Source organism: bacterium, assembly GCA_021108215.1.
Lineage (GTDB): Bacteria > Oederibacteriota > JAAXVQ01 > JAAXVQ01 > JAUVAV01 > JAIORK01.
In genome coordinates this window covers 19,516-28,417 of sequence record JAIORK010000042.1, presented here as the reverse complement: position 1 = coordinate 28,417, position 8,902 = coordinate 19,516, and the positions used below count along the sequence as shown (strand labels likewise).

The 8,902-nt window shown below is 48.4% G+C and carries 20 protein-coding genes; all 20 read left to right on the top strand.

Features of this window, described 5'->3' with window-relative positions; all coding sequences use genetic code 11:
• Window positions 1–81 precede the first annotated feature (81 nt).
• The 20 genes from rpsJ (at window position 82) to rpmD (ending at window position 8,898) form a co-directional block, all read left to right on the top strand.
• Entirely contained in the window at window positions 82–390 is a 309-nt protein-coding gene (rpsJ, locus tag K8S19_09920; protein ID MCD4813990.1) for a 30S ribosomal protein S10, read from the top strand.
• 45 nt (window positions 391–435) lie between these two features.
• Complete coding sequence (gene rplC / locus K8S19_09915; protein MCD4813989.1) at window positions 436–1,077, top strand: 50S ribosomal protein L3; 642 nt, start codon at window positions 436–438, stop codon at window positions 1,075–1,077.
• Window positions 1,077–1,703: a 50S ribosomal protein L4 gene (gene rplD / locus K8S19_09910; protein MCD4813988.1), complete on the top strand. Its 627-nt coding sequence runs from the start codon at window positions 1,077–1,079 to the stop codon at window positions 1,701–1,703. The genes rplC and rplD overlap by 1 nt, the downstream gene beginning before the upstream one ends.
• The gene (gene rplW, locus K8S19_09905) at window positions 1,700–1,987 is read left to right on the top strand and encodes a 50S ribosomal protein L23 (GenBank protein MCD4813987.1); all 288 of its coding nucleotides are present in this window, start codon (window positions 1,700–1,702) and stop codon (window positions 1,985–1,987) included. Before rplD ends, rplW begins: the two co-directional genes overlap by 4 nt.
• A gap of 61 nt (window positions 1,988–2,048) precedes the next feature.
• A complete protein-coding gene (gene rplB, locus K8S19_09900) occupies window positions 2,049–2,882 on the top strand; it encodes a 50S ribosomal protein L2 (GenBank protein ID MCD4813986.1) in 834 nt (277 codons plus the stop codon).
• Window positions 2,883–2,894: 12 nt separating this feature from the next.
• Complete coding sequence (rpsS, locus tag K8S19_09895; GenBank protein MCD4813985.1) at window positions 2,895–3,176, top strand: 30S ribosomal protein S19; 282 nt, start codon at window positions 2,895–2,897, stop codon at window positions 3,174–3,176.
• Between the two features lie 76 nt (window positions 3,177–3,252).
• Window positions 3,253–3,621 carry a 50S ribosomal protein L22 gene (rplV, locus tag K8S19_09890; protein MCD4813984.1) on the top strand — a complete coding sequence of 123 codons (369 nt, stop codon included), beginning with the start codon at window positions 3,253–3,255 and terminating at the stop codon, window positions 3,619–3,621.
• Window positions 3,622–3,632: 11 nt separating this feature from the next.
• Entirely contained in the window at window positions 3,633–4,295 is a 663-nt protein-coding gene (gene rpsC, locus K8S19_09885; GenBank protein ID MCD4813983.1) for a 30S ribosomal protein S3, read from the top strand.
• Complete coding sequence (gene rplP, locus K8S19_09880) at window positions 4,282–4,701, top strand: 50S ribosomal protein L16 (protein ID MCD4813982.1); 420 nt, start codon at window positions 4,282–4,284, stop codon at window positions 4,699–4,701. Before rpsC ends, rplP begins: the two co-directional genes overlap by 14 nt.
• A gap of 2 nt (window positions 4,702–4,703) precedes the next feature.
• A complete protein-coding gene (gene rpmC, locus K8S19_09875) occupies window positions 4,704–4,934 on the top strand; it encodes a 50S ribosomal protein L29 (protein ID MCD4813981.1) in 231 nt (76 codons plus the stop codon).
• A 28-nt stretch (window positions 4,935–4,962) separates the two neighbouring features.
• Window positions 4,963–5,235, top strand: a complete 273-nt coding sequence (gene rpsQ / locus K8S19_09870) for a 30S ribosomal protein S17 (GenBank protein ID MCD4813980.1) — start codon at window positions 4,963–4,965, stop codon at window positions 5,233–5,235.
• Between the two features lie 14 nt (window positions 5,236–5,249).
• Window positions 5,250–5,618, top strand: a complete 369-nt coding sequence (gene rplN / locus K8S19_09865; protein ID MCD4813979.1) for a 50S ribosomal protein L14 — start codon at window positions 5,250–5,252, stop codon at window positions 5,616–5,618.
• A 23-nt stretch (window positions 5,619–5,641) separates the two neighbouring features.
• Window positions 5,642–5,971 carry a 50S ribosomal protein L24 gene (gene rplX / locus K8S19_09860; protein ID MCD4813978.1) on the top strand — a complete coding sequence of 110 codons (330 nt, stop codon included), beginning with the start codon at window positions 5,642–5,644 and terminating at the stop codon, window positions 5,969–5,971.
• Window positions 5,972–6,014: 43 nt separating this feature from the next.
• Complete coding sequence (gene rplE / locus K8S19_09855) at window positions 6,015–6,557, top strand: 50S ribosomal protein L5 (GenBank protein MCD4813977.1); 543 nt, start codon at window positions 6,015–6,017, stop codon at window positions 6,555–6,557.
• Window positions 6,558–6,569: 12 nt separating this feature from the next.
• Complete coding sequence (locus K8S19_09850; protein ID MCD4813976.1) at window positions 6,570–6,755, top strand: type Z 30S ribosomal protein S14; 186 nt, start codon at window positions 6,570–6,572, stop codon at window positions 6,753–6,755.
• A 46-nt stretch (window positions 6,756–6,801) separates the two neighbouring features.
• Window positions 6,802–7,200 carry a 30S ribosomal protein S8 gene (rpsH, locus tag K8S19_09845; protein MCD4813975.1) on the top strand — a complete coding sequence of 133 codons (399 nt, stop codon included), beginning with the start codon at window positions 6,802–6,804 and terminating at the stop codon, window positions 7,198–7,200.
• 12 nt (window positions 7,201–7,212) lie between these two features.
• On the top strand, window positions 7,213–7,770 hold the full coding sequence (gene rplF / locus K8S19_09840) for a 50S ribosomal protein L6 (GenBank protein MCD4813974.1): 558 nt from the start codon (window positions 7,213–7,215) through the stop codon (window positions 7,768–7,770).
• Between the two features lie 15 nt (window positions 7,771–7,785).
• Complete coding sequence (rplR, locus tag K8S19_09835) at window positions 7,786–8,154, top strand: 50S ribosomal protein L18 (protein MCD4813973.1); 369 nt, start codon at window positions 7,786–7,788, stop codon at window positions 8,152–8,154.
• Window positions 8,155–8,194: 40 nt separating this feature from the next.
• Window positions 8,195–8,713: a 30S ribosomal protein S5 gene (rpsE, locus tag K8S19_09830; protein ID MCD4813972.1), complete on the top strand. Its 519-nt coding sequence runs from the start codon at window positions 8,195–8,197 to the stop codon at window positions 8,711–8,713.
• Complete coding sequence (gene rpmD / locus K8S19_09825) at window positions 8,710–8,898, top strand: 50S ribosomal protein L30 (protein ID MCD4813971.1); 189 nt, start codon at window positions 8,710–8,712, stop codon at window positions 8,896–8,898. The genes rpsE and rpmD overlap by 4 nt, the downstream gene beginning before the upstream one ends.
• Window positions 8,899–8,902: the final 4 nt, after the last annotated feature.

Below are 8,902 nucleotides of genomic sequence, written 5' to 3'. Positions count from 1 at the left end.
TCGTGAAGGCGGTCATACAGTAGGCGCCGGCGTTATCGCCGAGATTGTAGAATAAACGACAGCGGTAAGCGGAGGATATAAATGGAGCAGCAAAAAATCAGAATCAGAATGAAGGCATATGATCACAAACTTTTGGACCGCTCGGCCGGAGACGTGATTGAGACGGCAAAAAGGACCGGTGCCCGCGTCTTTGGACCTGTTCCTTTGCCAACCCGGATTAATCGTGTAACTGTACTTCGCAGTCCGCATGTGGATAAAAAATCACGTGAACAGTTTGAGGTGCGGACACATAAACGGCTGTTGGATATTGTTGAGCCCACACCTAAAACCATTGATGCACTGATGAAAATGGATCTTCCGGCAGGTGTTGACGTGGAGATTAAGTTATAGAGTTTGTTGGTTATAAGACGTATAAAAACCGGATGAGGTAATATCATGGCAATGAAAAGTATACTTGGAAGAAAAGTAGGCATGACGCAGATTTTTGATGCCAACGGAAAAGTGATCCCCGTTACCGTCGTCTCGGCAGGACCGTGTACGGTGGTGCAGGTGAAGACCGAGGAAAAAGACGGTTATTCCGCAATCCAGGTTGGGTATGAAGAACAAAAACCACAGCGGGTAAAAAAACCCCGTTTGGGACAGTTTACCAAACGGAATTTAAAGCCTGCACGGGTTTTACGCGAAATTCGCATTGAGTCCGGTGAAGCATTTGAAGTGGGACAAACCTTTGGACCGGAAATTTTTAAGGATGTTCCCTGGGTGGATGTCATCGGGATTTCCAAAGGCAAAGGATTTCAAGGTGTTATTAAGCGGCATAATTTTTCCGGCGGTGGCGGCTCCCATGGGTCCATGTTTCACCGTGCACCCGGTTCAATCGGGCAATCATCCGATCCTTCCCGTGTTTTAAAGGGGTTGGGCATGCCGGGCCATATGGGCCATGAAAAAGTTTCGGCTTTAAAAGTCAAACTTGTCAAAATTGATGAAAAACAAAATTTAATTTTAATTCGCGGATCAGTTCCAGGCGCCAATCGTGATCTGGTAGTGATCCGGGAAAGCAATCGGGGAGGTAAAAAATAATGCCCGTATTGAAGGTTGTCAATCGTGAAAATCAGCCTGTGGGTGAAGTGAGCCTTTCCGACAAAGTATTCGGAGCCAAGGTCAATCAGCATCTTGTTTGGGAAGCGGTCCAGAGTCACATGGCCAACAAGCGTCGTGGAACGGCATGCACCAAAACCCGGGCCGAGGTGTCCGGTGGCGGTGCAAAGCCCTGGCGTCAGAAGGGCACAGGTCGTGCCCGTGCCGGCAGCAATCGTTCCCCGTTGTGGAACAAGGGTGGTGTTACCTTCGGTCCCAAACCGCGTGATTATACCTGGGAAATGCCTAAGAAAATGCGGCGCCAGGCATTGTGCTCGGTTTTTTCCGCCAAGTTGGCTGATGAGCAAATGGTGGTATTGGATCAATTGGTTTTTTCCGAAATCAAAACCAAGGAAATGGTCGCGGTTTTAAAAAATCTTAAGTTAGGCGGCCAGACAACCATTGTGATGGATTCACAGGATGAAAAAGTGCGTCTGTCAGGTAGGAATATCGAAAAATTACTGATTTTGAATCCACAAAATATCAATACCTATGATTTGGTGAATTGCGATCATTTGGTGGTGACCCGTGAGGCGATTAACCAGATAGAGGAGAGATTAGGCAAATGAATCCCTACACAATCATTAAACGCCCATTGATTACGGAGAAGACCAGTCAGGCTAAAGAACGTAAAAATGCTTATGCGTTTGAAGTCGACCGTCGTGCAAATAAAATCGAGATCAAGCAGGCAATTGAGCAAATTTTTAAGGTTAAAGTAATTGATGTTAATACGGTAACCATTCCCGGAAAATCGCGCCGTTTTGGTGCTCATGTTTCAGGAAAACATTCATGGAAAAAAGCCATGGTGACATTAAAACAAGGTGAACGCATCGAGATTTACGAGGGTGTTTAGTATCGTAAGGTGACCGACCGGTCACTTCTACGATACAGATAAAGAATAAAGGAGAAATAGGATGCCTTTAAAAATATATCGTCCAACCAGCCCCGGCCGGCGCCAGATGACAGGTCACGATTTTTCAGATATTACAACGTCGACACCTGAAAAATCACTGATAAGAAAATTAACCAAGAGCGGCGGGCACAATGTGAACGGCCGGTATACTGCGCGCCGGAAATCAGGCGGTCATAAGCGGCGGTATCGTCTAATTGATTTTACGCGGGATAAATTTGGTATTCCTGCCAAGGTGATTACAATTGAGTATGATCCCAACCGGTCGGCGCGGATCGCATTGTTGCAGTATGCGGATGGTGAGAAACGTTATATTGTTGCACCGGCCAAGATTAAAATTGGTATGGTTTTAACTTCAGGCCCGGATGCGGAAATTCAGGCGGGCAACACACTCCCGCTGCGCAAAATCCCGACCGGTGAGTTGATCCACAATATTGAATTGAAAAACGGCGGGAAAGCCCGCCTGGTTCGATCAGCCGGAAGTTCGGCGCAGCTTTTGGCTAAGGAAGGCGATTATGCGCATGTTCGGCTGCCTTCGCATGAAATGCGTCTGATTCACTTGGATTGCAAGGCTACGCTGGGACAGGTCAGCAATCCGGAACATGAAAATGTCACGATCGGAAAAGCGGGCCGTCATCGCTGGCTCGGATTCAAACCGCGTAGTCGCGGTGTTGTGAAAAATCCGGTGGATCATCCACATGGTGGTGGTGAAGGGCGTTCATCCGGTGGTCGTCATCCGGTTTCTCCCTGGGGTGTACCGACCAAGGGTTACAAAACGCGTCAGAAGAATAAAGAAAGCGACCGGATGATTATTCGTCGGCGCAAAAATAAAAAATAAGGAGGCCTGATTGTGACACGCTCGCTCAAAAAGGGGCCTTATGTTGATCCCAAGCTTGACAAAAAAATTGAGATGATGGTTCAGAATAATGAAAAAAAAGTCATCAAAGTCTGGGCACGCCGGTCAACCATAACACCGGAGATGGTCGGATTTACATTGGCAGTGCATAACGGCAAGAAATTTTTGCCGGTTTATTTGACGGAAAATATGGTAGGACACAAATTAGGGGAATTCGCACCAACCCGTACGTTTAAAGGGCATAGCAAGAGCGAAAAATCGACGTCGGTTAAATAATTAATATCGTAGGGGCGACCGGCCGGTCGCCCCTATGGGAATGTTCCTTACCTGGCGGGGGACGAGGAGGCAAGTGATGGACAAAAAAGTAATGGCGCGGCACATTCGAATCACACCACGGAAAGTTAATGTGGTGGCGAAAGTCATCAGGATGAAAAAGGTTGATGAAGCACTCAATATTCTTCAGTTTGTGCCCAAGGCGGCATCACCGATCCTGATCCGTTTGATTAAATCGGCTATCGCCGCAGCCAGTCAGCAACCTGATATTGATCCGGCCGCGTTATTCATAAAGGAAATCCGCGCGGATATGGGGGGGCAACTGCGCAATGCCAAGCGTTTTATTCCCCGGGCCATGGGGCGTGCCAGTAAAATTCGTGTCGAGACGACACATATAACTCTTGTTGTTTCCGACGGCAAAGCCGTTGAAGCAGCAGTGAAAGCGTAAGGAGGTTTACCGTGGGTCAAAAGGTCAACCCCATCGGAATTCGGCTGGGAATCACTCGTACATGGGACTCGCAATGGTTTGCCCGTAAGAATTACGGTGAGCTTTTGTTGGAAGACATTAAAATCCGGAAATTTTTGAAAGATCGTTTAAGACATGCCGGTATTTCAAAAACTGAAATCGAGCGTGCGTCACAACGTGCAACAATAACGATCTACGCGGCCAAACCGGGTATCATCATTGGAAAAAAGGGATCGGAAATTGATCAATTGCGTAAAGATGTTCAGAAATTGACCGGTAAGCAAGTGTATATCAATATTGTTGAGGTCAAGCGTCCTGAACTTGATGCGGTTTTGGTGGCGGAAAATGTTGCCCGTCAGTTGGAGCGGCGTATCGCCTTCCGGCGCGCCATGAAACGTGCGGTGCAAAGCACCATGGAAATGGGTGCCAAGGGTATCCGGATCGCATGTGGCGGTCGACTCGCAGGTGCTGAAATCGCTCGCCGTGAGTGGTACCGCGAGGGACGAATTCCTTTGCATACGTTGCGCGCAAACATTCAGTATGGCCAAGCCACGGCCCGCACGACCTACGGTGCCATCGGAATTAAGATTTGGATTTATCTCGATGAAAAAAAAGAAGCAGAGAAACAGGGGACCAAGCGAAATGCTACTGCCTAAAAGAGTTAAACATCGCAAGGTGCAACGCGGGAAAAATCGAGGAATGGCACACCGAGGTGCCAAGGTGAGTTTTGGGACCTTTGGTCTTAAAACACTCGAAGCCGGGTGGATCACCAGTGCCCAGATTGAAGCTTGCCGTATTGTCATCAATCGCCATCTAAAACGTGGCGGCAAGGTATGGATCAGGATTTTTCCGGACAAACCTTTTACCAAGAAACCGGCTGAAACGCGTATGGGTAAGGGTAAAGGTTCGCCCGAAGGCTGGGTGGCGGTTGTTAAACCTGGCCGGGTTTTATTTGAGCTGGACGGTGTAAACGAAAAAATTGCCAAGGAAGCATTTGTATTGGCTGCTCACCGCTTGCCGGTCTTGACGCGTGTGGTTGCACGCGAGGAAGTGGGGGCTTAATTATGCGTATTGATAAATTTCGTGAAATGAATAAAGAGGAATTGGAACGCAAGCTGGGTGAATTTCGGGATAATCTTTTTAAGCTGAAGATCAAGGTTCAGACCAAGCAGGTGGAGAATACGGCGCAGTTGTCCGCGACCCGGAAAGATATTGCAAAAGTGCAGACACTGTTGCGGGAGATGACAATAAAGGGCGTCACCACGACCGTTGCTGCGGAGAGCCAGAAGAAATAATTTTTGAGAAGAACCAAAGGAGGAAGCCATGGCTGGGCTGATTACCACCAAGGATAAAATTGGTGTTGTAACGAGTAACCGGATGGACAAAACCATTGTTGTCGCGATCGACCGTCAGGTCCAACATCCGCGTTACAAACGTTACATCCGCCGGACAAAAAAATACAAAGTGCATGATGAAAAAAACGAATGCAGCATCGGTGATACCGTGCGAATTCGCGAAACACGCCCTTTGTCCAAGGACAAATATTTCAAGTTGGTTGAAATTGTCGGTCGGGCAAAGGTTCAAACCGGCTCGTAAAGGAGACTGGCGCTATGATTCAGGTACAAACTATGTTGAAGGTTTCGGATAATTCCGGGGCGAAAAAAATACAGTGTATTAAAGTCCTGGGCGGGACACGTCGCCGCTATGCCAGCTTAGGCGATATTATTGTCGGTGCGGTCAAAGAAGCAATTCCGGGCGCGCAGGTGAAAAAAAGCGATATCGTCCGTTGTGTGGTTGTACGGGTGGCAAAGAACTGCCGCCGTGCAGATGGATCGTATATCCGTTTTGATGAAAATGCGGCCGTGGTGATTAATGAGCAGATGAATCCCCGGGGAACACGTATTTTTGGACCGGTGGCACGTGAATTGCGTGAACGTAATTTTGCGAAAATAGTATCATTGGCCCCTGAGGTTGTTTAAGCAAAATAGGAAAGGATATGCAGATGGGAACGATTAAACCAAAGATTCATAAAAATGATATCGTGACCGTGATTTCCGGCAAAGACCGGGGGAAGAGCGGAAAAATTTTGAAAGTTTTTCCCAAGGCCAATAATGCCTTGGTTGAAAAAGTTAACTTTGTGAAACGGCATACCCGTCCGACGCAGAAAATGCCGCAGGGTGGTATTTTGGAAAAAGAAGCGCCGATTGCACTGGCGAAGTTGAAATTGATTTGTAACAAGTGCAACGAAGTCACCGGCATCAAATTCCAGCAATCCGGTGAAAAGGCGAAATTTGTCCGAATCTGTAAAAAATGCAAAGAGATGCTGGACTAAGCCTGGTTGTATCAGGCCCGCTGACTATGGAGGAAAGCTGACAATGGCACGACTGAAGGAAAAATACGAGAAGGAAATCGTCCCGGCGATGAAGGAGAAATTCTCCTACAAAAACCGCATGGAAACACCGAAGGTCGAGAAGATCGTGCTCAATGTCGGGATCGGCAGAGCTACCGAGAATATCAAGCTTCTCGAAGTAGCTGCATCGGAATTGGCACAGATCACCGGTCAGCACGCTGTGGTGACACGGGCAAAACAGTCGATTTCGAATTTCAAACTGCGTGAGAACAATCCGATTGGTACCCGGGTGACATTGCGTGGTACGCAGATGTATGAATTCCTGGATCGCCTGCTCAACTTGGCGTTTCCCCGGATCAAGGATTTTCGCGGCATTTCCGTCAAAGGGTTTGATGGGCGCGGAAATTACAACATGGGGATAAAAGAGCAGATTATATTTCCTGAAGTCAATTTTGACAAAATCCAGGAAATTCATGGGATGAATATAACCATCGTCACCAGCGCCAAGACGGACAAAGAGGCGGAAGAGCTCCTGCGCTTTTTCGGAGCGCCTTTTGCAAAACGGTAGGCAGGAGGAATTATGGCAAAAATCTGTTTGATTAATAAGCAGAAAAAAGAACCAAAATTTAAGGTTCGCAAATATAATCGCTGCCAGTTGTGTGGTCGGCCGCGGGCGTATTTGCGTAAATTCGGGATTTGTCGTATTTGTTTTCGTACGATGGCCAGCCAAGGACAGATTCCCGGCGTTGTAAAAGCAAGCTGGTAATCCTTAAGATGGCAGCAAACTGCCAGGTAAGAGAGGGTGGAAAAAAATGTCAATGACTGATACCATTGCTGATTTATTGACACGCATCCGGAATGCTAACCGGGCCAACCATGAGAAAGTGGACGTGCCGTTTTCCCGCATGAAGCAGGATATCGTCCGGTTGATCAAGGATGAGGGGTTTATAAAAAACTACCGGTTTATCGAGGATCGTCGTCAGGGCACCCTGCGGGTGTTTATGAAATATGGTCCCAACCGCGAGCGCGTCATTAAGAATATGAAGCGTATTTCCAAACCGGGTTGCCGTGTCTATACATCGGCAGATGAAATCCCCCGGGTTTTGGGCGGACTGGGTGTGGCCATATTGTCAACGTCCAGAGGTATTATGACAGACCGGCAGGCACGCAACGCCCGTGTAGGCGGCGAAGTGCTCTGTTATATTTGGTAAGGGAGGCGCGCAATGTCACGTGTAGGTAAATTGCCGGTTCCGATTACAAAAGGGGTTACCGTAGAGTTGAAAGGTAATCATATTGTTGTCAGCGGACCGAAGGGAAAATTGGAACGCGATCTGCATCCAGCCATGGAGATTGAGGTTACGGCCGAGCAGGTGGTGGTGAAGCCGCCGAAAAGTAATGACCGTCTTTTTCGCGGACTCTTTGGACTGACGCGTACTTTGATTTATAATATGGTCAAAGGTGTGTCGGATGGGTTTGAGAAGAGTCTGGAAATACGCGGGATCGGTTATCGTGCGCAGGTTACCGGTGCTAAATTGACGCTGAATGTCGGGTATTCACATCCGGTGGATTATGACGCACCGGCCGGGATTACCCTGGAAGTACCTAAACCGACCATTGTGGTGGTCAAAGGAATTGATAAACAATTGGTCGGTGCAGTTGCGGCCGAGTTGAGGTTTGTAAGAAAACCGGAACCGTACAAAGGCAAAGGTATCCGCTATGAAGGCGAGCAGGTTCGTACCAAGGTGGGTAAAGCCGGTGCCGGTGTCGGCGGCAAGAAGTAAAGGAGGCCGGATTCGATGGCATTGAAACAATCGCGTGAACAAGTGAGGAGTGTGCGTCACGGCAGGATTCGCAGGCAGGTCAGCGGAACTTCCGAACGTCCGCGTTTGAATGTGTTCAAAAGTCACAAAAATTATTATATTCAGGTGATTGATGATCGCGAGGGGAAAACCCTTGCGACCGCAAGCACGCAAGAAGCGGATGTGAAGAAAAAAATTAATTCCCGCGGGAATACATCAGCGGCCAAAGAGGTGGGGAGTCTGATTGCCCAGCGTTCGCTGGCCAAAGGGATTAAACAGGTTGTATTTGATCGCGGCGGAAACAAATATCATGGTGCGGTGAAAGCGCTGGCTGACGCAGCACGCGAATCGGGACTGGAATTTTAATTTGAACAGTGCTTGAGGAGGAATTGTTTTGAAATCAAAAATTGATACCAATGCAATGGAATTGAAAGACCGTGTTGTCAAGATCAACCGTGTCGCTAAAGTTGTCAAGGGTGGCAGGCGCTTCAAGTTTTCTTCGCTGGTCGTTGTTGGCGACGGCAAGGGACTGGTGGGTTTTGGTCTGGGCAAGGCGAATGAAGTACCGGCATCCATCGCCAAGGCGGTGGAAGAAGCAAAAAAAAACATGGTCAAGATTCCCTTGCGCAAAAACACGATTACGCATGCCATTGTGGGGCGTTTTGGTGCCGCTCGGGTTATGATGAAACCGGCTTCGCCCGGTACCGGGATTATTGCCGGAGGCGCGGTTCGCGCCGTCATGGATGTGGCCGGAGTACACGATATTTTGACCAAAATTATCGGGACCAACAATCCGCACAATGTGCTCTATGCAACCTTCGCAGGCTTTAGGGATTTGCTGTGCGAGGAAGAAGTACTCCGACTCCGCGGCAAATTGCCGGGTGCGTCTTTACACGCTAAGGAGAAGGAGGCGACCTCGGTATGAGTGACCAAGTGAAAGTTACCTTAGAACGCAGTATCAACGGAACCACTCAGCGGCAGCGTCAAACCGTGAGCGCTCTGGGATTGACAAAGCGTGGCAGCTCTCATGTGCTTCCCGACCGGGCAGAGATCCGGGGAATGATCCGCAAGGTTCAGCATTTAGTTAAAGTCGAAGAAGTTAAGGCATAGGGAA